At 72.7% G+C, this 20953-nt stretch carries 23 protein-coding genes, 3 tRNA genes and 1 pseudogene; 24 read left to right on the plus strand and 3 right to left on the minus strand.

The window, feature by feature from the left end:
* Positions 1-244 precede the first annotated feature (244 nt).
* The 9 genes from ABZ806_RS11680 (at position 245) to ABZ806_RS11720 (ending at position 5269) form a co-directional block, all read left to right on the plus strand.
* A tRNA-Leu gene (locus ABZ806_RS11680) sits at positions 245-318 on the plus strand.
* A gap of 5 nt (positions 319-323) precedes the next feature.
* Positions 324-396, plus strand: a tRNA-Leu gene (locus ABZ806_RS11685).
* A 38-nt stretch (positions 397-434) separates the two neighbouring features.
* A tRNA-Tyr gene (locus ABZ806_RS11690) sits at positions 435-518 on the plus strand.
* A 97-nt stretch (positions 519-615) separates the two neighbouring features.
* Positions 616-1203: a TetR/AcrR family transcriptional regulator gene (locus ABZ806_RS11695; protein ID WP_500216844.1), complete on the plus strand. Its 588-nt coding sequence runs from the start codon at positions 616-618 to the stop codon at positions 1201-1203.
* Between the two features lie 10 nt (positions 1204-1213).
* A complete protein-coding gene (locus ABZ806_RS11700; RefSeq protein WP_500216845.1) occupies positions 1214-2410 on the plus strand; it encodes a cytochrome P450 in 1197 nt (398 codons plus the stop codon).
* On the plus strand, positions 2411-3190 hold the full coding sequence (locus ABZ806_RS11705) for an SDR family oxidoreductase (RefSeq protein ID WP_500216846.1): 780 nt from the start codon (positions 2411-2413) through the stop codon (positions 3188-3190).
* Positions 3187-4527: a lanosterol 14-alpha demethylase gene (cyp51, locus tag ABZ806_RS11710; protein WP_500216847.1), complete on the plus strand. Its 1341-nt coding sequence runs from the start codon at positions 3187-3189 to the stop codon at positions 4525-4527. Before ABZ806_RS11705 ends, cyp51 begins: the two co-directional genes overlap by 4 nt.
* Positions 4524-4718, plus strand: coding sequence for a ferredoxin (locus tag ABZ806_RS11715; protein WP_500216848.1), 195 nt, complete (start codon positions 4524-4526; stop codon positions 4716-4718). The genes cyp51 and ABZ806_RS11715 overlap by 4 nt, the downstream gene beginning before the upstream one ends.
* Entirely contained in the window at positions 4718-5269 is a 552-nt protein-coding gene (locus ABZ806_RS11720) for a hypothetical protein (protein ID WP_500216849.1), read from the plus strand. Before ABZ806_RS11715 ends, ABZ806_RS11720 begins: the two co-directional genes overlap by 1 nt.
* Here the strand turns inward: ABZ806_RS11720 and ABZ806_RS11725 are convergent, their stop codons facing one another.
* On the minus strand, positions 5270-5734 hold the full coding sequence (locus ABZ806_RS11725; RefSeq protein WP_500216850.1) for a DUF3515 domain-containing protein: 465 nt from the start codon (positions 5732-5734) through the stop codon (positions 5270-5272).
* Positions 5721-5954 carry an Lrp/AsnC ligand binding domain-containing protein gene (locus ABZ806_RS11730; RefSeq protein ID WP_500216919.1) on the minus strand — a complete coding sequence of 78 codons (234 nt, stop codon included), beginning with the start codon at positions 5952-5954 and terminating at the stop codon, positions 5721-5723. Before ABZ806_RS11730 ends, ABZ806_RS11725 begins: the two co-directional genes overlap by 14 nt.
* A gap of 133 nt (positions 5955-6087) precedes the next feature.
* Here ABZ806_RS11730 and ABZ806_RS11735 point away from each other — a divergent pair, with 133 nt between their 5' ends.
* The 3 genes from ABZ806_RS11735 (at position 6088) to thiD (ending at position 8868) form a co-directional block, all read left to right on the plus strand.
* The gene (locus ABZ806_RS11735) at positions 6088-7002 is read left to right on the plus strand and encodes a thiamine-phosphate kinase (protein WP_500216851.1); all 915 of its coding nucleotides are present in this window, start codon (positions 6088-6090) and stop codon (positions 7000-7002) included.
* A gap of 101 nt (positions 7003-7103) precedes the next feature.
* On the plus strand, positions 7104-8015 hold the full coding sequence (locus tag ABZ806_RS11740; RefSeq protein WP_500216852.1) for a cellulose binding domain-containing protein: 912 nt from the start codon (positions 7104-7106) through the stop codon (positions 8013-8015).
* A gap of 40 nt (positions 8016-8055) precedes the next feature.
* Positions 8056-8868 carry a bifunctional hydroxymethylpyrimidine kinase/phosphomethylpyrimidine kinase gene (thiD, locus tag ABZ806_RS11745; protein ID WP_500216853.1) on the plus strand — a complete coding sequence of 271 codons (813 nt, stop codon included), beginning with the start codon at positions 8056-8058 and terminating at the stop codon, positions 8866-8868.
* 175 nt (positions 8869-9043) lie between these two features.
* Here the strand turns inward: thiD and rpmB are convergent, their stop codons facing one another.
* Positions 9044-9238, minus strand: coding sequence for a 50S ribosomal protein L28 (rpmB, locus tag ABZ806_RS11750; protein WP_395985714.1), 195 nt, complete (start codon positions 9236-9238; stop codon positions 9044-9046).
* 189 nt (positions 9239-9427) lie between these two features.
* Between rpmB and ABZ806_RS11755 the strand changes: the two genes are divergently transcribed.
* The 12 genes and pseudogenes from ABZ806_RS11755 (at position 9428) to ABZ806_RS11810 (ending at position 20622) form a co-directional block, all read left to right on the plus strand.
* Positions 9428-11032, plus strand: coding sequence for a DAK2 domain-containing protein (locus ABZ806_RS11755; RefSeq protein WP_500216920.1), 1605 nt, complete (start codon positions 9428-9430; stop codon positions 11030-11032).
* Positions 10968-11570, plus strand: a pseudogene (locus ABZ806_RS11760) (OB-fold nucleic acid binding domain-containing protein); the annotation flags it as partial. The gene ABZ806_RS11755 and the pseudogene ABZ806_RS11760, both read left to right, overlap by 65 nt.
* A gap of 1065 nt (positions 11571-12635) precedes the next feature.
* The gene (locus tag ABZ806_RS11765; protein WP_500216921.1) at positions 12636-14288 is read left to right on the plus strand and encodes a helicase-related protein; all 1653 of its coding nucleotides are present in this window, start codon (positions 12636-12638) and stop codon (positions 14286-14288) included.
* Positions 14285-14851 (plus strand): 16S rRNA (guanine(966)-N(2))-methyltransferase RsmD, encoded by a 567-nt coding sequence (rsmD, locus tag ABZ806_RS11770; protein ID WP_500216854.1) that lies wholly within the window; start codon positions 14285-14287, stop codon positions 14849-14851. The genes ABZ806_RS11765 and rsmD overlap by 4 nt, the downstream gene beginning before the upstream one ends.
* A 24-nt stretch (positions 14852-14875) precedes the next feature.
* Positions 14876-16333 carry a peptidoglycan D,D-transpeptidase FtsI family protein gene (locus ABZ806_RS11775; protein WP_500216855.1) on the plus strand — a complete coding sequence of 486 codons (1458 nt, stop codon included), beginning with the start codon at positions 14876-14878 and terminating at the stop codon, positions 16331-16333.
* 119 nt (positions 16334-16452) lie between these two features.
* The gene (coaD, locus tag ABZ806_RS11780) at positions 16453-16935 is read left to right on the plus strand and encodes a pantetheine-phosphate adenylyltransferase (protein ID WP_500216856.1); all 483 of its coding nucleotides are present in this window, start codon (positions 16453-16455) and stop codon (positions 16933-16935) included.
* A gap of 158 nt (positions 16936-17093) precedes the next feature.
* Positions 17094-17738: a YceD family protein gene (locus tag ABZ806_RS11785; protein ID WP_500216857.1), complete on the plus strand. Its 645-nt coding sequence runs from the start codon at positions 17094-17096 to the stop codon at positions 17736-17738.
* A gap of 1 nt (position 17739) precedes the next feature.
* Positions 17740-17919 (plus strand): 50S ribosomal protein L32, encoded by a 180-nt coding sequence (rpmF, locus tag ABZ806_RS11790; RefSeq protein WP_067632153.1) that lies wholly within the window; start codon positions 17740-17742, stop codon positions 17917-17919.
* Positions 17920-18245: 326 nt separating this feature from the next.
* Positions 18246-19058 (plus strand): ribonuclease III, encoded by an 813-nt coding sequence (gene rnc / locus ABZ806_RS11795; protein WP_500216922.1) that lies wholly within the window; start codon positions 18246-18248, stop codon positions 19056-19058.
* Complete coding sequence (gene mutM, locus ABZ806_RS11800) at positions 19051-19929, plus strand: bifunctional DNA-formamidopyrimidine glycosylase/DNA-(apurinic or apyrimidinic site) lyase (protein ID WP_500216858.1); 879 nt, start codon at positions 19051-19053, stop codon at positions 19927-19929. The genes rnc and mutM overlap by 8 nt, the downstream gene beginning before the upstream one ends.
* 11 nt (positions 19930-19940) lie before the next feature.
* Positions 19941-20246: an acylphosphatase gene (locus ABZ806_RS11805; RefSeq protein ID WP_500216859.1), complete on the plus strand. Its 306-nt coding sequence runs from the start codon at positions 19941-19943 to the stop codon at positions 20244-20246.
* Between the two features lie 178 nt (positions 20247-20424).
* Positions 20425-20622 (plus strand): hypothetical protein, encoded by a 198-nt coding sequence (locus tag ABZ806_RS11810; protein WP_083946295.1) that lies wholly within the window; start codon positions 20425-20427, stop codon positions 20620-20622.
* Positions 20623-20953: the final 331 nt, after the last annotated feature.

Consider the following 20953-nt stretch of genomic DNA (forward strand, 5'->3'; position numbering starts at 1 on the left):
AGGCCCCCGCCGCCGCAATCCTGCCGCAATCCCGCCGGAAAACCCGTTGCGGGCCGTGCGCCGGGGCTGGCACCGTAGGCGGTGTCAGCCCGTCGGCGACGGTGGAGAGGAGGACCGGCCATGGCTCTGGAGCAGTACCGACTACGACTGCCCTCGGCGTCGCACGCCCGCCCCGGCCGGTATCCCGCCTCGTAGCGAGACCCCCGGCCGAGCCGCCGCGAGTGACGCCTCCCTCGCGATCCATGCGGCTCTACCCCAACCGGCAGAGGGGCCACTCTCAGGAAGTGGACGCTCCGGGTTCGAATCCCGGGAGCCGCACGCACGCCTCCGTAGTCCAACGGCAGAGACGGCAGCATGAGGTGCTGTGCGATGGGGGTTCGAATCCCTCCGGAGGTACGACGCGGGTCATCCCGCGTATTGCAGGCCGGTCATGAGGGGCGGCGCCGACGCTCGGAGAGTCGGGCTTGGCTGTAAACCAAGTGCCTCGCGCTGAGTGGGTTCGAATCCCACCCGCCCCACCCGTCCGCCCCGCCACTCCGCCCACCTGCTCGGCCGGCGGGCCCGGCGGCGCGGCGCCGTTGCGCGGGGCGTCTTTCTGAACTAATGTCTGGACACGTGTCCGGTAACGAGCAGCTGACGACCGAGCCCACCCGCCGCCGCCTCACCGAGCGGCAGGCCGACACGGTGCGGCGGCTGACCGACGCCGCCGTGGCCGAGGTCGGCGAGACCGGCTACGAGGGGCTGACCGTCCGCAACGTGGCCAAGCGCGCCGGGGTCGCCCCGGCGACCGCCTACACCTACTTCGCCTCCAAGAACCATCTGATCACGGAGGTGTTCTGGCGGCGGCTCAGCGCGCTGCCGCCGGTGGAGGCGGACGGCACGCTGCTCGAACGCGTCGTGGAGACGCTGCGCGAGATCGCCCTGCTGGTGTCGGACGAGCCGGAGCTGGCGGCGGCGTGCACCACCGCGCTGCTCGGCACCGACCCCGACGTCCGCGAGCTGCGGGTGCGGATCGGCGTCGCGATCCGCGAGCGGCTGCGGGCCGCGCTCCGCGACCAGGACGACCCCAAGATCCTGGGCGCGCTGGAACTGGCCTACACCGGCGCGCTCGTGCATGCGGGCATGGGCTACACGTCCTACGCCCGCATGGCCGACCGGCTCGCCGAGATGGCAGAGCTCATCCTGCCCGACCCCCCGGAGTGAGGTGACGGCCGTGGACCCTGCCGCGCAGGTCTCCTACAGCCCGTTCGACTACGCCGTCCATGAGGACCCCTACCCCGTCTACGAGCGCCTCCGCGAGGAGGCGCCCCTCTACCGCAACGACGAACTCGGCTTCTGGGCGCTGTCCCGGCACGCCGACGTCGCGGCGGCCTTCCGCGACCACGCGACGTTCTCCAGCTCGCACGGCGTCTCGCTGGAACCGAGCGCCTGGGGCCCGCACGCGCACCGGACGATGTCGTTCCTCGCGCTCGACCCGCCACGGCACACGCGGATGCGCGCGCTCGTGTCGAAGGGCTTCACGCCGCGGCGCGTCAAGGAGATGGCGGACGGCATCAGGGCGCTGACCCTGCGCCATCTGGAGCCCGCCCTGGAGAAGGGCGAGTTCGACTTCGTCGCCGACTTCGCGGGCCTGCTGCCCATGGACGTCATCTCCGAGATGATGGGCGTCCCCGAGGCCGACCGCGTGGAGGTGCGCCGCCTCGCGGACACGGTCGTCCACCGGGACGAGGGCCTCAACGACGTTCCGCCCGCCGGGATGGACGCCGCCCTCACCCTCGTCGGCTACTACCAGGACATGGTCGCCGAGCGGCGCCGCAAGCCGTCCGAAGACCTGACGTCCGCGCTGCTGGACGCCGAGATCGACGGCGACCGGCTGGACGACACCGAGATCATCGCGTTCCTGTTCCTGATGGTCGTCGCCGGCAACGAGACCACGACGAAGCTGCTCGCCAACGCCCTGTACTGGGGCGCGCGCAACCCCGCCGAGGCGGCGAAGCCGCTGAACGACCCCGCGCGGGTCGACGACTGGGTGGAGGAGACGCTCCGCTACGACACCTCCAGCCAGATGCTGGCCCGGCAGGTCGCGCAGGACGTCGAGCTGCACGGGCGGCGCGTCCCCGAGGGCGACCGGCTGCTGCTGCTGGTCGGATCGGCCAACCGCGACCCGCGCGTGTTCCAGGACTCCGACACCTACGACCTCGACCGCGACACCTCCCAGCTCGTCAGCTTCGGCGGCGGGCGGCACTTCTGCCTCGGCGCGAACCTGGCCCGCCTGGAGGCGCGCATCGCGCTGACCGAGTTCGTGCGGAACGTCGCGTCCTACGAGGTCGACTTCGCGAAGGCCGAGCGGGTGCATTCGGTGAACGTCCGCGGGTTCGCGGCGCTGCCCGTCCGTGTGGAGGTGCGGTAGATGCCCCGGTTCGACCCCCATCCGGAGCGGCGCCCGGCGGTGGTGACCGGCGCGTCGTCCGGCATCGGCGCGGCCACGGCAACGGCGCTGGCGATGGCCGGGCACCCGGTCGCGCTCGGTGCGCGGCGCGCCGAGAAGTGCGAGGAGCTGGCCGCGACGATCCGGGCCGGCGGGGGAGAGGCGTTCGCGCACCCCCTCGACGTCGCCGACTCCGACTCCGTGAAGGCGTTCGCGGTGGCCGCGGGCGACGCGCTCGGCCCGATCGAGGTCGTCGTCTCCAGCGCCGGCGACCTGTCCGCCAAACGGCTCCACGAACTCGACCCGGACGACTTCCTCGCGCAGCTGCAGGTCCACCTCGTCGGCGCGCACCGGCTCGTGTCGCACTTCGTCCCGCGGATGGTGGCGCGGACGCGCGGCGACATCGTGTTCATCTCGTCCGACACCGTCCCCATCCCGCGCTCCTGGACGGGCGCCTACGTCGCCGCCAAGAACGGCGTCGAGGGCATGGCCCGCACCATGCAGATGGAACTGGAGGGGACGGGCGTGCGCGCGTCCATCGTCAGGCCCGGCCCCACCGCGACCGGCATGGGCATGACCTGGGACGCCGACACCACCGGCGCCGTCCTGGCGGACTGGGCGAAGTGGGGCCACGCCCGCCACCCCTACTTCCTGCGCCCGTCCGACGTCGCCGCCGCCGTCGCCGCGATCGTCGCGACACCGCGCGGCGCCCATCTCCGGCTCGTCGAAGTGCAGCCCGAAGCCCCCCTGGAGGAATCATGACCGCTTTGGTGGAGCCGCGCGTCGTGTCGGGCGGTCCCGACCATCTGGAGGAGCTGCGCACCGACCCGATCGGGCTGATGCGCCGCGTCCGGGACGAGTGCGGCGACGTCGGCGAGTTCGTCCTCGCCGGGCGCCGCGTCGTGCTCCTGTCGGGCGCCGAGGCCAACGAGTTCTTCTTCCGCGCCCCCGACGAGGAACTCGACCAGGCCGAGGCGTACCCGTTCATGACGCCGATCTTCGGGGAGGGCGTGGTCTTCGACGCCACCCCCGAGCAGCGCCGCGAGGCCCTGCACAACCAGGCGCTCAAGGGCTCGTTCATGAAGGGCCACGCCGCGACGATCTCCGCCGAGGTCGACCGGATGGTCGCCGGATGGGGCGACGAGGGCGAGATCGACCTGCTCGACTTCTTCGCCGAGCTGACGATCTACACCTCGTCGGCGTGCCTGATCGGGCGCAAGTTCCGCGAGCAGCTCGACCGCCGGTTCGCCGACCTGTACCACGACCTGGAGCGCGGCACCGACGCGATCGCCTACGTCGACCCGTACGCCGACATCGAGAGCTTCCGCAAGCGCGACGCGGCCCGGGCCGGGCTCGTCGCGCTCGTCCAGGGGATCATGGACGGCCGCCCGCCGAAGCCGCCGAAGGAGGACCGCGACCTCCTCGACGTCCTGATGTCCATCAAGGACGCCGACGGCACGCTCAAGTTCGACGCCGACCAGGTCACCGGCATGTTCATCTCGATGATGTTCGCCGGGCACCACACCACGTCCGGCACCGCCGCCTGGACGCTCATCGAGCTGCTCCGCCACCCCGGCGTGCTCGACGGCGTCGTCCGGGAGCTGGACGAGCTGTACGACGACGGCAGCGAGGTGTCGTTCCAGGCGCTGCGCGCCATCCCGCGGCTGGAGTCGGCGGTCAAGGAGGCGCTGCGGCTGCACCCGCCGCTGATCCTGCTGCTGCGGGTCGCGCAGTCCGACCAGGAGGTGTGCGGCCACCGGATCCCCGCCGGGACGATGGTCGGCTGCAGCCTCGCCGTCTCCAACCGGATCGGCACCGACTTCCCCGACCCGGACGCGTTCGTCCCCGAACGCTACATCGCGCCCCGCGAGGAGGACCTGCTCAACCGCTGGACGTGGGTGCCGTTCGGCGCCGGACGGCACCGCTGCGTCGGCGCGAACTTCGCGATGATGCAGCTCAAGGCCATCTTCTCCGTACTGCTGCGGGACTGGGAGTTCGACCTCGCCCAGCCGCCCGAGACCTACCGCAACGACCACTCCAAGATGGTCGTCCAGCTCGCCCAGCCGTGCGCCGTCCGGTACCGCAGGAGGCGCCGGTGAGGATCGAGGCCGACCTGGACCTGTGCCAGGGGCACGCCATGTGCGAGCTGGAGGCCCCCGACGTCTTCGAAGTCCCGAACCGGGGCAAGGTGCGCGTCCTGGACGCCGAGCCGTCCGAGGACAGGCGCGCCGAGGTGACCTCCGCCGTCCGCTACTGCCCGACCCGGGCCCTCACACTGCTGGAGACATGATGCCCGCGTTCCCCCGTGCAGAACTCGACGCGATGGTCGAGCACTGGCTGGCCGAGAACCGCCGCTGCGAGGAGGCCGGCGACTGGCGTCCGCTGGCCGACCTCTACACCGAGGACGCCACCTACGGCTGGAACATCGGCCCGAACCAGGACTTCATGGCCGTCGGCCGCGGCGAGATCCGCGACATCGCGCTCGGCCTGGAGATGGGCGGCCTCGACGGCTGGACCTACCCGTACCAGAGCATCCTCGTCGACGAGGCCAAGGGCGAGGTCGTCGGGTTCTGGAAGCAGGTCGCCGACGCGAGCCGCCCCGACGGGACGCCCTACGAGGTGCTCGGCATCGGCGGGTCCTGGTTCCGGTACGCCGGGAACCGGCAGTGGTCGTGGCAGCGCGACTGGTTCGACCTCGGCAACGTCACGTCCGTGTTCGTCGAGATGATGAAGGCGGACGTGCTGTCGGACGGGATGAAGCGGCGCCTGGAGCGGGCCGCGTCCGGTGAGCCGATCCCCGGCTACTACCCGCGCGGGCAGAGCCCGGTCCCGATCTGGTGATCAGATCTGGCCCTCGGGCTTCGCCGGGATCGTCGACGTGATCGACGGGCCCAGCTCGATCAGCACGTCCCCGGCCGGGTCGTACTTCGGCGGCACCGTGACCTCGACGTAGGCCTGGCGGCCCACCGCCGTCCACGTGACCGGGCGGTCGGTGGGCGTGCCGAACCAGTCGATCCCGTTGATCGTCACGAGCTGCGACGTGGGCCGGAGCGCGGCCGGCCGGGGCACGCCGCAGCGCAGCGCGATCGCGGGCGACCCCCACGCGGCGGTCAGCGGCGAGTTCGGGGAGGTGTCGCGGCGCTCCTGCCCGTGCACCTTCTCGGGCAGCCGCAGGCCCTGGCACAGCCGGGAGCCGGCCGCGTCCGGGCTCGGCACGGGCACCTGCACGGCACCGCCGCCGCAGGCCGCCGCCAGCACCGCCACCGCGGCGAGCCCCGCCGCCAACGGCCCTTTAGATGTGGACAATCGGGCAGGTGAGGGTGCGGGTGATGCCGTCCACCGACTGGATCTGCGCCACGACGAGCTTGCCCAGCTCGTCGACATTGCGCGCCTCCGCCCGGACGATCACGTCGTAGGGTCCCGTGACGTCCTCCGCCAGGGTGACACCCGTCACGCCGGAAATGTGGCCCGCGACTTCGGCGGCCTTACCGACTTCTGTCTGGATGAGGATGTAGGCCTGCACCATCACGTCCTCCCCAAGCGGAGAATCGACCGTCGGACGGTTCACCGTATCGTGTTACGCGCCGCCACGGGGGCCCGGGGTGCCGGGTGCCGCGCGGTAGCGGGCCGAGCAGGCGGAACACGGGGGACGGGCGCGGATGGGCACGATCGGTGAGCTGGGCGAGTTCGGGTTGATCGGCCGGCTGACGCGGCGGCTGCCGCAGGGCCCGGCGGTCCGGCTCGGCCCCGGCGACGACGCGGCGGTCGTCGCCGCGCCGGACGGGCGCGTCGTCGCCACCACCGACCTGCTGGTGGACGGGCGGCACTTCCGCCGCGACTGGTCCGGCCCCTACGACATCGGGCGCAAGGCCGCCGCGCAGAACCTCGCCGACGTCGTCGCGATGGGCGCCCGGCCGACCGCCCTCCTGATCGGCTTCGCGGCACCGGCCGGCACCGAGACCGCATGGGCCGAGCGGCTCTACGACGGGTTCGCGGACGAGTGCGGCGCCGCCGGGGCGTCCGTCGCGGGCGGCGACGTCGTCTCCGCGCCGCAGATCACGCTCGCGGTCACCGCGCTCGGCGACCTCGGCGGCGCTGCGCCGCTGACCCGGTCCGGCGCGTGCCCGGGTGACGTCGTGGCCGTCCGGGGCAGGCTCGGGTTCGCCTCCGCCGGGCTGGAACTGCTCACCGGGGGGCGCGCGGGGGCGGCGGAGCTGATCGCGGCGCACCGGCGTCCCGAACCGCCCTACGGCGCCGGCGGCGAGGCGCGGGAGTACGGCGCCACCGCGCTGCTGGACGTGAGCGACGGGCTCGTCCAGGACCTCGGGCACATCGCGGACGCGAGCGGCGTCCGGATCGAGATCGACTCCGCGTCCGTGCCGGTCCCGGAGATCCTAGGGCCGGACGGGCTGCGGCACGCGCTCACCGGCGGCGAGGACCACGCGTTCGCCGGGGTCTTCCCCGGCCCGCCGCCGCCGTCCTGGTCGCGGATCGGCGTCGTGACGACGGGATCGGGAGTGCGCGTGGACGGAGGCGAACCGCCCTCCGGCGGGTGGGACCACTTCGCCGTCTGAACGGCCCGCGCACGCACCGCGTACAGCCGTGTGCGTTGCCGCATCCGGTAGGCAGGTTTGGTACGGGTTTGGTATACATCCTGTGATCGAAGAAGGATGGGATGGGACGACACACGAGGAACGAGCAACCGGACGGCGAACCCGCTCCGGGCGCCCCGGCGTCCCGCGGGCCGTACTACGGGGCTCCCTCCGATCCCTCCTACGACGGTCCCTCCCATGACGGTCCGGGCTACGACGGTCCGGGCTACGACCCCTCCTACGAGGCGTTCTCCGGGCCGACCGACGACCGGGTGTTCGTGTCGTCGTACGAGCGGCCCCGGCCGGGCACACCGCCGCCCGACGCCGAGCGCCAGCACGGCCCACCCGGCGGGTACCGGTTCGATCCGCTCCCCGGCGACTACCCGGGCGACTACCCCGGCGCCCCCGCCTCCGACGTGCCCCTGGAACCGCCGGACCGGCGGCGAGCGCCGCTGTCCGACCCTCCCCGCGGCCGCGGCCTCACGAAGTTCGTCTCCATGCTGCCGCTCCCGCTGCTGCCGATCGTCGCGCTCGTCATCGCGGTCGGCATCGTCTCCTACGCGCTGAGCACGCAGCAGATATCGCTCAACTTCGCGGGCGGCGCCCCCCGCGACACCGTGACCAACCCGCGTGACAGCCAGGTCTCCCAGCGCGGCCCGGGCGAGCGCGCCGGCCGCGGCGCGGCCCGCGCCGACGGCCTGGTGATCGCTTTCCGCGCCGTCGCCGAGACGCCCGGCGGCTTCAAGGCCACCGCCACCATCGCCAACGAGGGCGCGCAGCCCGTCACCGGGTGGGCGCTCGCCTTCAAGATCAAGGGTGCCTCGGTCACCGCGATCAGCGGCGCCACCGCCGTCCGGACCGGCAGCGTCCCGTTCGTCCGGAGCCGTGAGGCGATCGCGCCCGGCGCCAAGGTCCGGATCGTGTTCACGGCGCGGGGCACGGCCGCCAAGCCGTCCAGCTGTGTCCTGAACAAGCTGCCCTGCGCCCTGGTCTGAGGAATCGCCGAACCGGTCAGAGCGCCATAGGGTGGGCGGTATGTCGCGTATCCCGCCCTCGCCCCGGACCCCGCCGCTCGTGCTGACCATCGCGGGCTCGGACTCCGGCGGCGGCGCCGGGATCCAGGCGGACCTGAAGACCATGCTCGCCCACGGCGTCCACGGGATGAGCGTCATCGCCGCCGTCACCGCGCAGAACTCGCTCGGCGTCCAGGGCTACTGGGAGCTGCCTCCCGAGGCGGTGCGCGCGCAGCTCGACTCCGTCCTGTCCGACATCGGCGTGCACGCGCTCAAGACCGGGATGCTGGCGTCCACGGTGCTGGTCGAGACCGTCGCCGAGGCCATCGCGGCCTCCGACGCGCCCGCCGTCGTCGACCCGGTGGGCGTCTCCAAGCACGGCGACGCGCTGCTCGCCCCCGACGCGGTCGACGCCGTCCGCACGGCCCTGCTCCCGGCCGCGACCGTCGTGACCCCCAACCTCTACGAGGTGGAGCAGCTGACCGGTATCAAGGTCGTGGACGAGTCCGGGCTGCGCGAGGCCGCCGAGGCCGTCAAGGCACTCGGCCCCGACTGGGTCCTGATCAAGGGCGGCCACCTGCCGGGCGAGCCCGCCGACCTGCTCTTCGACGGGGAGCACGAGCACCGCTTCACCGCTCCCCGGCACGACAACCGCCACACCCACGGCACCGGCTGCACCCTCGCCTCCGCCATCGCCTCCAACCTGGCCCTGGGCGAGGACGTCCCCGCGGCCGTGGCGAAGGCCAAGGAGTACGTCACGGGCGCGATCGCGGCGGGCTTCCCCCTGGGCGCCGGCATCGGCCCGGTGGACCACGCCTGGCGCCAGCGCCACTGACTCGTCCGCCACACCCCGCACCTGGGGCGCGGGATGCGTCTCGTGCGGGACCGCGCTCGACGTTCGGGCCCATCGGGTGGGACCGGCGGTGTGGGCCGGGCATGCAAAAGTCGGCTCATCGGGTTTCCGATGAGCCGACTTGAAGGTCGTGCGGGTGTGCCGCCCCCGGCCGGGGTCAGACCGTGGGCTTGACGATCTTGCCGGCCTTGATGCAGGACGTGCAGGCGTTGACGCGCTTGGTGCTGCCGTTCACGACGGCGCGCACGCGCTGGATGTTGGGGTTCCAGCGGCGCGGGGTGCGGCGGTGCGAGTGGGAGACGCGCATGCCGAAACCGGGTCCCTTGCCGCAGACGTCGCAGACGGAAGCCACGGGAAACTCCAAGTGGTGTAGAAGCTCTGGCCGGAGCGCCGCCCGGTGCCGCCGACGAGCGGGCCGGGCATCATGGGTGCTCACTGATGGGCGCCTCGGAAAGAGGTGCGCGGACCAGACTAGCCGACACCCCGCCGGTAGGCGAATCGCCGGCGGCCGGACGAGCAGGGGGGCGGGTCCTTGGGCGAGGTGCTCGACGCGGCGGCGGTGCGCCGCTGGTGCCGGCTGGCGGCGGAGGCGCTCGGGCGCGCCAGGGGCGAGATCGACGCGCTCAACGTGTTCCCCGTCCCGGACGGCGACACCGGCACCAACCTGCACCTGACCGTGATCGCGGCGGCGGAGGCGCTGGACGGGCTGCCGGACGCCGCCGGCCCCGCCGAGACGTGGCGGGCGCTGGCGCGGGGCGCGCTGCTCGGCGCGCGGGGCAACTCCGGCGTGATCCTCAGCCAGGTGCTCCGCGGCCTCGCGGACGTCCTCGGCCCGCTGCGGACGCCGCCGGACGGCGCCGCGTTCGCGGGGGCGCTGGGGCACGCGTCCGGGCTGGCGCGCGGCGCCGTCGAGCACCCCGTGGAGGGGACGATCCTGAGCGTCCTCGCCGAGGCCGCCGCGTCCTGTGCCGCGTCCTGTGCGGCGTCCGGTGCCGGGTGCGGGAACGGGCTCGCGGAGGCGTGCCGGGCCGCCGCCGGGGGAGCCCGCCGGGCGCTGCGCCGGACCACCGGCCAGCTGGACGTCCTCGCCCGCAGCGGCGTGGTCGACGCGGGCGCCGCCGGGCTGTGCGTGGTCCTCGACGTGCTGGCCGCCGTGGTCACCGAGGAGTACCCCGAGCGGTACGAGGTGCCCGCCCGCGCCGCCGGGACGCCGCCGGTCCTCCCCGGGCGCGGGGAACCGCGGGGGCCCGGCTTCGAGGTCATGTACCTCCTGGACGCGCCGGACGACGCCGTCGGCGCCCTGCGCGCGAGGCTCGACGTCCTCGGCGACTCGCTCGTCGTGGTGGGCGGCGACGGCCTGTGGAACGTCCACGTCCACGTGGACGACGCCGGGGCCGCGATCGAGGCGGGCATGGCGGCCGGGCGCCCGCACCGGGTCCGGATCGGCTGCCTGCACGCGGGCGAGGGGGAGCCGCACGCGCCGCACACCGGCCGCGCGGTGATCGCCGTGACCGCCGCCGACGGGCTCGCCGCGCTGTTCGAGGAGAGCGGCGCGCGGGTCGTCCGCCGGGAGCCGGGGACGATGCCGCCGCTCGCGGTGCTGGCGGAGGCGATCCTCGCGGCGGGCGACGAGGTCGCCGTCCTGCCGAACGACCCCGAGGTCCTGGCGCTCGCCGAGGCCGCCGCGGAGCGCGCGCGGGACGCCGGCGCGCGGATCGCGGTGGTGCCGGCCAAGGCGTCCGTCCAGGGGATGGCGGCGCTGGCGGTGCACGACCCGCTGCGCCGCTTCGGCGAGGACGTCATCGAGATGACCCGGGCCGCCGGCGCGACGCGGTTCGGCCATCTGGAGGTCGCCGGGCAGGAGGCGGTGACGAGCGTCGGGCTGTGCCGGCCGGGCGACGTCCTCGGCCTGATCGAGGGCGACGTCGCCACGATCGGCGCCGGCGTCGCGGAGGTGGCCCAGAACCTCCTGGACCGGATGCTGTCGGGCGGCGGCGAACTCGTCACGCTGATCACCGGCGCCCGGGCCGCGCCCGGCCTGGCCGAGGCCCTCGAAGAGCACCTCCGCCGGGCCCACCCCGATGTGGAGGTCGGCGTCTACGGCGGCGGCCAGGAACGATATCCCTTGCTCATCGGCGTTGAGTGATGCCCCGTCGTTCCCATGGGCTAGAAAAGAGTGCGTGGCGAATCTCGACGAGCCGTTGCGCAAGGTCCTCGGCGACAAGACGGCCAAGGCGCTGGAGAAGGGCCTCGACCTGAGCACGGTCGGCGACCTGCTGCACCACTACCCGCGCCGGTACGCCCACCGCGGCGAGCTGACCCAGCTGAACGGGCTGGAGGACGGCGAGCACGTCACGGTCATGGCCGAGGTCGTGAAGGTCCAGGGGCGCACCCTGACCCGCAACCCCGGCTACGTCCTGGAGATCACCGTGACCGACGGCACGGGGGAGCTGAAGCTGAGCTTCTTCGGCCGCAAGGGCTCCTACAAGGCGGAGAAGGAGCTGTCGCCCGGCACCCGCGGGCTGTTCGCCGGGAAGATCAGCACCTACCGGCCGCGCAGCGGGAACGCCGTCCGGCAGCTCACCCACCCGCAGTACAAGGTCGTCCACGAGCGGAGCGCCGAGCAGGCCGCGCAGGAGTGGGCGGACGAGATCATCCCGATCTACCCGTCCACGAAGGCGCTGCCCATCGAGACGATCGGCACGTCCGTCGGGACCGTCCTGACGTCGCTGGACCTGCCGGCCGATCCGGTGCCCGAGACCCTGCTCAGGCGCCGCGGCCTGATCGGCCTGCGGGAGGCGTACGAGGGCATCCACCGCCCCAAGAGCTGGGACGAACTCGGCCGCGCCAAGAAGCGCCTCAAGTGGGACGAGGCGTTCGTCGTCCAGATCGCCCTGGCCCAGCGCCGCCTCGCCGCCGCGGCTCTTCCGGCCAAGCCGCGCCCGCCGGTGTTCGGCGGCATCCAGGCGGAGTTCGACGCGCGCCTGCCCTTCGAGCTCACCAGGGGCCAGCGTGAAGTAGGCGATGAAATCGCCGCAGACCTGGCCGTAGAACACCCCATGCACCGCCTCCTTCAAGGCGACGTCGGATCGGGCAAAGCACAGCCATTGGATTCTGAGGTGCTGACACCCGAAGGCTTCCGCCGGATGGGGGATCTGGTGGTAGGGGACCACGTGACCACGCCCCGAGGCGAGGTCACGGCGGTGACCGGTGTCTTTCCCCAAGGCGAACGTGATGTATACAGGATCGTCTTTTCTGATGGTACGTCCACTGAATGCGATGACGAGCATCTCTGGGCGGTCAAGACGGACACAGGTTGGTACCGGGGGAGTGCGCTAAAGGTGTTGAGCACTCGCGATCTACGCAACGATCTGCTCCGCAAGTCCGGAACCAGTAAGTGGTATGTGCCTCTCATCGAAGCGCCCGAACTGGACTCGCCTGCGGAGCGGCCGGTCGCCCCATATCTCCTGGGACTGCTGCTCGGGGACGGATACATGAAGTACGGGCGGGTTGAGATCTCGAGCCAGGACCAGGAGATCATCGATGCGGTCGCCGAACTCCTTCCGAGCGGGTGCAGGCTGCGCCGCCGGCGGGATCGTCCGCTCGACTGGTTGATCCTGGGAGAGCGCCGCGGCGCTGGGAATCCGCTGATCGCGGCCCTCCGAGAACTCGGCGTCTATGGCAAGGGCGCTCATGACAAGTTCGTTCCGCCCGCCTATTTGAATGCTCCGATCAAACAACGCCATGCGATGCTGCAGGGTCTGCTGGACACGGACGGGACGCTGAGGGCCGACGGCAGGGACGTCAGCTTGGTCTCCGCGTCCAGGGAACTGGCCGAAGCCACTGCCTGGCTGACCCGTTCCCTCGGCGGGTACGCGCGGTGCCGACGGATCCGGAAGGTCGGCAACCATTACTGGATGACCAGCATTGCGCTGCCGAACGACTACCCGCCTTTCAGACTGTCGCGTAAGGCCGACAGGTTTCAGCCACGCACGAAGTACGAACGTCGCCGCAAAGGAATCCGCGCAATCGAGTATGTCGGGCGCAAAGAGGTTCGATGCATTTCCGTAGCTCATCCTGAGCGTCTCTATGTGACGGACGGCTGGACTCCCACCCACAACACGGTCGTTGCGCTGCGGGCGATGCTGCAGGTCGTGGACGGGGGCGGGCAGGCGGCGCTGCTGGCGCCCACCGAGGTCCTCGCCCAGCAGCACTACCGGTCGATCACCGGGATGCTCGGCGACCTGGCCCTGGCCGGGCAGATCGGCGGCGCCGAGCACGCCACCCGCGTCGCGCTGCTCACCGGGTCCCAGGGAGCCAAGGCGCGCAAGGAGGCGCTGCTGGACGCGGCCTCCGGCGGCGCCGGGATCGTCGTCGGCACCCACGCCCTGCTGCAGGAGAGCGTCCAGTTCGCCGACCTCGGCCTCGTCGTCGTGGACGAGCAGCACCGCTTCGGCGTCGAGCAGCGGGACGCGCTGCGCGAGAAGGTCGGCGGCGGGCGCCCCCACGTCCTGGTCATGACGGCGACGCCGATCCCGCGCACGGTCGCGATGACCGTCTTCGGCGACCTGGAGACGTCGGTCCTCGGGCAGCTCCCGGCGGGGCGGTCGGAGATCCAGACCCACGTGGTGCCGCCCGAGAAGCCCGCGTTCTTCGCCCGCATCTGGGAGCGGATCAAGGAGGAGGCCACGAAGGGGCGGCAGATCTACATCGTCTGCCCGCGCATCGGCGAGCAGGAGGGCGGCGAGGGCGACGAGGGCGACGCCGTGGCCGCGGAGGAGGGCGAGCGCAGGTCGCCGCTCGGCATCATGGAGGTGCTGCCGAAGCTGGAGGAACTCCTCTCCGGCCTGCGCATCGGCGTGCTGCACGGCAAGCTGCACCCCGACGAGAAGGACGCGGTCATGCGCCGCTTCACCGAGCGGGACCTGGACGTCCTGCTCGCCACCACGGTCATCGAGGTCGGCGTGGACGTCCCCAACGCCACCGTCATGGTCATCATGGACGCCGACCGGTTCGGCGTCTCCCAGCTCCACCAGCTGCGCGGACGCGTCGGACGCGGCTCCCTGCACGGCCTCTGCCTGCTCGTGACCGACGCCGAACCCGGCGGGAAGGCCCGCGAGCGGCTCGACGCCGTCGCGTCCACCACCGACGGGTTCAAGCTCTCGCGCCTCGACCTGGAGCAGCGCCGCGAGGGCGACGTGCTGGGCGCCGCCCAGGCCGGCCGCGCGTCCAGCCTGCGGCTGCTCACCCTCCAGCGGGACGAGGACGTGATCCGCGATGCCCGCGACGAGGCGGCGGCCCTGGTCGGGACTGATCCCGACCTCGCGGACCATCCGGGCCTCGCCACCGTCCTCGCCTCGCTCCTGGACGAGGACCGCGCCGACTTCCTGGAGAAGGCATGACACGGATCATCGCCGGCAGCGCGGGCGGCCGGCGGCTCGCCGCCCCGCCGGGCCGCGACACCCGGCCGACCAGCGATCGCGCGAGGGAGGGCCTGTTCTCCACCGTCCTCGCGCTCCTCGGCCCGCTGGACGGCCTCCGCGTCGCCGACCTGTACGCCGGGTCGGGCGCGGTCGGGTTCGAGGCGCTGTCGCGGGGCGCGGCGCACGCGCTGCTCGTCGAGTCGCATCCGCGCGCGATGCGGGTGATCCGGCAGAACACCGAGGCGCTCGGGCTGCCCGGCGCCGTCCCGTGCGCCGACAAGGTCGAGCGGCTCGTCCGGCAGAAGCCCGCCGAGCCCTACGATCTGATCTTCGCCGACCCGCCGTACGCGCTCGCCGACGCGGCCGTCACCGGCCTGCTGGAGGACCTCCGCGACCACGGCTGGGCGGCACCGGACGCGCTGGTCGCCGTGGAGCGCGCCGCGCGCGGGCCCGCGTTGCGCTGGCCGGACGGCTACGAGGCCGAGCGCGACCGGCGCTACGGCGAGGCGATTTTCTGGTACGGCCGTGCGATCGGCCGTTGACACGGGAGGGGATCGGGTAAAGGCATGCCCATGAAGCCCGGGATCGACCGCGCGGTGGGGCGCACCTGGGTCGTCGCTCTGGTGATGGCCGTCGCGCTGATGGCGAACATCACCTACGTCCAGGGCTTCGAGGCGCAGGACCTGCGCGACGACTCCCTCAACGCCCGTCGGCTGCAGGACCGCTTCAAGATCGACCGGGGGCCGATCACCGCGGACGGCGAGCGGCTCGCCTGGTCGGAGAAGACCGGCGGCGACCGCTACCAGCGCCACTACGCGGACGGCCCGGTGTTCGCGCCGATCACCGGCTACTTCTCGGTGTTCTCCCAGACCGGCGTCGAGGAGGCCCAGAACCACTTCCTCGACGGCACCGACGACCGCCTCGCCACCCGGAACCTCGTCGACAAGATCATCGGCAATCCCGTCCCCGGCGGGACGGTCGAGGCCACCGTCGACGTCAAGGCGCAGCGCGTCGCCTACAAGGCGCTGCGGTCCGCCGGCGTGCGCCGCGCGGCGGCCGTCGTCCTGGACGCCGACACCGGCGCGGTGCTGGTGATGGCGTCGACGCCGTCCTACGACCCCAACGACGTCTCGACGCTCGACGGCGACAAGGCGGAGAGCGCCTTCGAGCGGCTCAACGCCGAGAAGCTCAAGCCGCTGCTCGACAAGGCCACCCGGGAGCTGTTCCCGCCCGGCTCCACGTTCAAGACCGTCGTCGCCGCGTCGGCGCTGGAGGCCGGGGCGAGCGGGAACACGAGGGTCAGGGCCGGACGCAGCTACCAGCCGCCGCGCGGCGGCCAGCCGATCAGCAACGACGCGGGCGACATCGGCGGCTCCTGCGACCTGCCCCAGATCCCGCTGATCGAGGCGTACGCGCAGTCCTGCAACACCACGTTCGCCTACATGGGCGCTGAGGAGCCCGGCAACGGCGCCGTCCACAAGGAGGCGGCCGGGTTCGGGTTCGGCGACCGCATCGAGTACGCCGACGGGCTGCTGAGCGCCGCCAGTTCGTTCCCCACGACCGACCAGCCGGTGCTCAGCGCGCTCGGCTCCATCGGGCAGGGCAGTACGGTCGCGACGCCGCTGCAGATGGCGATGGTCGCCGGCGCCGTCCTGAACGACGGCGAGGTCATGCAGCCGCACCTCGTCGACAAGCTGCGCGCCCCCAGCGGCTCCACGGTCGACACCATCGCGCCGAAGCGGATGTCGCGCGCGCTGACCGCCGACCAGGCCAAGCAGATGCGGGACATGATGGAGGCCGTCGTCCAGCGGGGCACGGGCAAGACGCTGAAGGGCACCTCCATCCTCGGCGGCAAGACCGGGACCGCCGACGTCGGGGGCGCCTCCTACAACGACCGCTGGTTCATCGGCTTCGGGCCGCGCCGCGACCCGAAGTACGCGGTCGCGGTGATGACCGAGGCGCCCGGCTACGGCATCGAGTCCGGCCCGATCGCCGCGAAGATCATCGACGCGCTCGGCGACTGAACGGGCGGCGGGCGGGCACCGTCCGGGGACGGTGTGCCGGTCCCGGGTGAAACCGGGCCGAATGGGATTTGGTACGTTCACGCCGCAGGTCAGAAACCGGGACCGAAGGGGTTCGCGTCGTGCGCCGTGTCGTCTGTCCGGGATCGTTCGACCCCGTCACCAACGGGCATCTCGACATCATCAGCCGCGCCTCCCGTCTGTACGACGAGGTGGTCGTGGCGGTGCTGATCAACAAGAGCAAGAAGAGCCTGTTCACCGTGGACGAGCGCGCCGACATGATCGAGGAGGTCACTCGGGAGTACGGCAACGTCAAGGTGGACAAGTTCTACGGGCTCACCGTCGACTACTGCAGGGAACAGGACATCCCGGTCATCGTCCGGGGTCTGCGGGCCGTCAGCGACTACGAGTACGAGTTGCAGATGGCCCAGATGAACCACCGGATCGCCGGCGTGGAGACGCTGTTCATGGCGACGAACCCGGAGTACGCGTTCCTGTCGTCCAGCCTCATGAAGGAGGTCGTGAAGTTCGGCGGGGACATCTCCGGGCTGGTCCCCGACAGCGTCCACGACCGGCTGGTGGAACGCCTCCGGCAGCAGGGCTGACCGCCCGGCCCGCGGGACGCGTCCGGCGGGCCGATCCGGCGGGCGGATCCGGTGGACGGGCCAGGTCGGCGGGGCCGCGAGTCGGGGCCGCGAGTTGGGGCACTGCCCCGGGGACGGTACCCTGGGACATCGGCCATCACAGGCGGCCGCCGTTCACCATGCCTCATGGAAGCAGGAATCCGCTGACTCGCCTCGATCCCCATGCCCCCCTCGTGCTCGACACCCGAGCTCTGAGCAGGCAACCCGGGTCGTCGCGGGAGGAGCGCCTGACCGTGCCGGCACCGGAGGATTTCGGCGTCGAGATGGTGGGCGTCCCCGAGGGCGCCGCGATCGAGCTGGACCTCCGGCTCGAAGCGGTCCTGGAGGGGGTGCTCGTCACCGGCACGGCGACGGTCCCCCTGGAGGGGGAGTGCTCCCGCTGCCTCGACCCGATCGCCTCGACCTTTGAGGCGGACTTCCAGGAGCTGTTCGTCTACGACGACACCCGCTCGGGCGGGAACGCCGGCGACGATGAGCTCCGCCTCGAGGGCGACCTCATCGACCTCGAACCGGTCCTGCGGGACGCGGTGCTGCTCGCACTGCCGCTGTCCCCGCTGTGCCGGGACGACTGCCCGGGCCTGTGCCCGGACTGCGGTGCGCGGCTCGCGGACGTCGAGCCCGGGCACCAACACGACGTCGCCGACCCCAGGTGGGCGGCGCTGCGGGACCTTGCCGGCGACATGGCGCCGGACGCCCCCGAAAGGGGGAACGGAAGCTCCGGCTTCCGTGGATCCGACCGACGAGAAGGAAAGCAGGAGGGCTGACGTGGCCGTCCCCAAGCGGAAGAAGTCGCGCAGCAACACGCGGCACCGGCGCTCGCAGTGGAAGACCGCGGCGCCGAACCTGGTCGAGTGCCCGACGTGCCGCGACCACAAGCTGCCGCACACCGCGTGCGCGACATGCGGCACCTACGACCGGCGGCAGGTCATCGCCCCGTCGGCCTGAGTCTTCTCGCATCCTGGGGGGCGGATCCGCGCGCGGCGCGGCCCGCCCCCCACGGTGCGGGACGGACTTCCCACCCCGACCACCCCGGCGCGCGACGTCGGCGTGGTGACCGGCGCGGAGTTCGCGCCCGGAGCCGTGGTGCACGCCGGGATCAGCAGACCGGCGCGCACCTCGTCTTCGCGGACATCCTCCTCGCCGCGCGTCCTCGCCGTCCCGGCCGCTGCGGCCGGCGCGCCGCTCCAGCGACCGCGCCATGCGCGGTGCACGGCCTGCGAGGAGGGCCCGTGAGCGCCAAGAAGAGCGCACCCACGCCGGACCCCGCGGAACTGACCGCGGCGCTCGGCGTCGAAGTGACCCCCGACCTGCTCGAACGGGCGCTGACGCACCGTTCGTACGCCTACGAGAACGGCGGCCTGCCCACCAACGAGCGCCTGGAGTTCCTCGGCGACTCGGTGCTCGGGCTCGTCGTCACCGACACCCTGTTCCGGGGCCACCCCGACCTGCCCGAGGGCCAGCTGGCGAAGCTGCGCGCCGCCGTGGTGAACATGCGCGCCCTCGCGGGCGTCGCCCGCGGCCTCGGCGTCGGCGCCCACATCCGGCTCGGCCGCGGCGAGGAGGGCACCGGCGGCCGCGACAAGGCCTCGATACTGGCCGACACCCTGGAGGCGCTGATCGGCGCCGTCTACCTGGACCGCGGCCTGGACGAGGCGTCCGCGCTCGTGCACCGGCTGTTCGACTCGCTGATCGCCCGGTCGGCCGGGCTCGGCGCCGGGCTCGACTGGAAGACCTCGCTGCAGGAGCTCACGGCCGTGGAGGAGCTCGGCGTCCCCGAGTACCACGTCGCCGAGAGCGGCCCCGACCACCAGAAGACGTTCCGCGCGTCGGTGCGGGTCGGCGGCAGCACCTACGGGTCGGGCGAGGGCCGCAGCAAGAAGGAGGCCGAGCAGCACGCCGCCGAGGCCGCCTGGAACGAGATCCGCGCGATCGTCGTGCGGCGGGAGGCCGAGGCGCGGGGCGAGCAGGCCGAGCAGGCGCAGGACGCGCAGGACGCGCAGGACGCGCAGGACGCGCAGGCGGCGCAGGGCGGGCAGGACGCGCAGGGCGGGCAGGCGGCGCAGGAGGCCCAGGCCGGTGCCTGAGCTGCCCGAGGTCGAGGTCGTCCGGCGGGGCCTGGAGCGCTGGACGACCGGCCGGGCGGTCGCGTCCGCCGAGGTCCTGCACCCCCGCTCGGTGCGCCGCCACGCGGCGGGCCCGGCGGACTTCGCCGCGCGCCTCGCCGGCCGCACGATGCGGGCGCCGCGCCGCCGCGGCAAGTACCTGTGGATCCCGCTGGACGACGAGTCCGAGGCGGTGCTGGCGCATCTCGGCATGAGCGGGCAGCTGCTCGTCGGGGAGCCGGGCCGGGAACGGGAGAAGCACCTGCGGGTCCGGGTCCTGTTCGAGGACGGCGGCCACGACCTGCGCTTCGTCGACCAGCGGACGTTCGGGCACCTCATGCTCGCCGACCTCGTCCCGGACGCGTTCGGCGCCGGCGCGCTCGTCCCGGAGCCGATCGTGCACATCGCGGCCGACCCCCTGGAGGAGGTGTTCGACGCCGAGGCGTTCTTCCACGCGCTGCGCCGCCGCAAGACCGGGATCAAACGGGCACTGCTCGACCAGTCGCTGATCAGCGGGGTCGGCAACATCTACGCCGACGAGGCGCTGTGGCGCGCGAGGCTGCACTGGGCGCGGCCCACCGACACGATGACGCGGGCCGAGGCCGCGCGCGTCCTGGCGGCCGCACGGGACGTCATGGGGGCCGCCCTCGCCGTCGGCGGGACGTCCTTCGACAGCCTGTACGTCAACGTGAACGGCGAGAGCGGCTACTTCGAGCGCTCCCTGGACGCCTACGGCCGCCGCGACGAGCCGTGCCGCCGCTGCGGCGCGCCGATCCGCCGCGACGAGTTCATGAACCGCTCGTCCTACAGCTGCCCGGTGTGCCAGCCGCGCCCCCGGCGGGCGCGCGACTAGGGTTCCGGAGCGTGATGGACGACGAGGAGATCGTGCGGCTCACCGCCTGGGTGCGCGGGCGCGTGCAGGGCGTCGGGTTCCGCTGGTGGGTGCGGTCGCGGGCGCTGGAGCTCGGCCTGGCCGGCAGCGCGACGAACCTGCGCGACGGGCGCGTCGAGGTCGTGGCGGAGGGCCCGCGCGGGAAGTGCCTGCGCCTGCTCGGCCTGCTGGGCGGTGACGGTGCGGGGGACGGTGCCGGGCGTCCGGGCAGGGTCACGGGCGTGACCGAGCGCTGGAGCGGGCCGCGCGGGGAGGCCGCCGGTTTTCTGGAGCGGTGACCGGGTAGGGCGTTCCGGTTCGTACCTGCTAAACTAGTAGAGGAAGGTTGTTACCGGCCTGTGATGTGCGTCTTGACCAGGACACCGGCCGGTGCGACTCTAGACGATACGCGCACCGACTTCAGTTGATTCTCGTGCGCGATCCCTGCTGGTTACTCAGCGTGGAGGACCCTTAGTCATGGCGAAGGCTCTACTCGGCCACGTCGGCGGTCCCGACCCCCGGATGGTCGCGGAGATGCGGCGCCTGCAGCAGCGCGTACGTGATCTGGAAGCCGAGCTCGTACGGCTTCAGGCAGAGAACGACGCGCTCGCGACGGCGCCGGACGACGATGTGATGTCCCTTGCGGTCAAGGACCGCGAACCCGCGCTGACCTGATATCGGCGCCGTACTCATTCACTGCTCGAACGCGTCTTCGGACGCGGTCGCGACGCCGAGGTCGTCGCGGGGCCGAGCAGCGGACTCCTGGCCCAGACGCCGCCGGACCGGCGGCGCTGGGCCTCTGAATCTTCGATCCCCGAACCGCGCGCGCCCGGCCCTGCCCGGCGCGGTGCGGCGGCCGCCCGGCATCGGATGATCGCAATGCCGGGCCCACCGCGTGCCCGCACTCGGCGGTGCCGCGGTGCGGAACGGCGGCGCACCGTCGCATCGGGGCAAGAGACGGTAAAGGTTCTCCCTCTTTCGGTCTGACCGAATATGGCCGTTCCGT

Origin of the sequence: Spirillospora sp. NPDC047418 (assembly GCF_040643275.1) — a bacterium.
Lineage (GTDB): Bacteria > Actinomycetota > Actinomycetes > Streptosporangiales > Streptosporangiaceae > Spirillospora.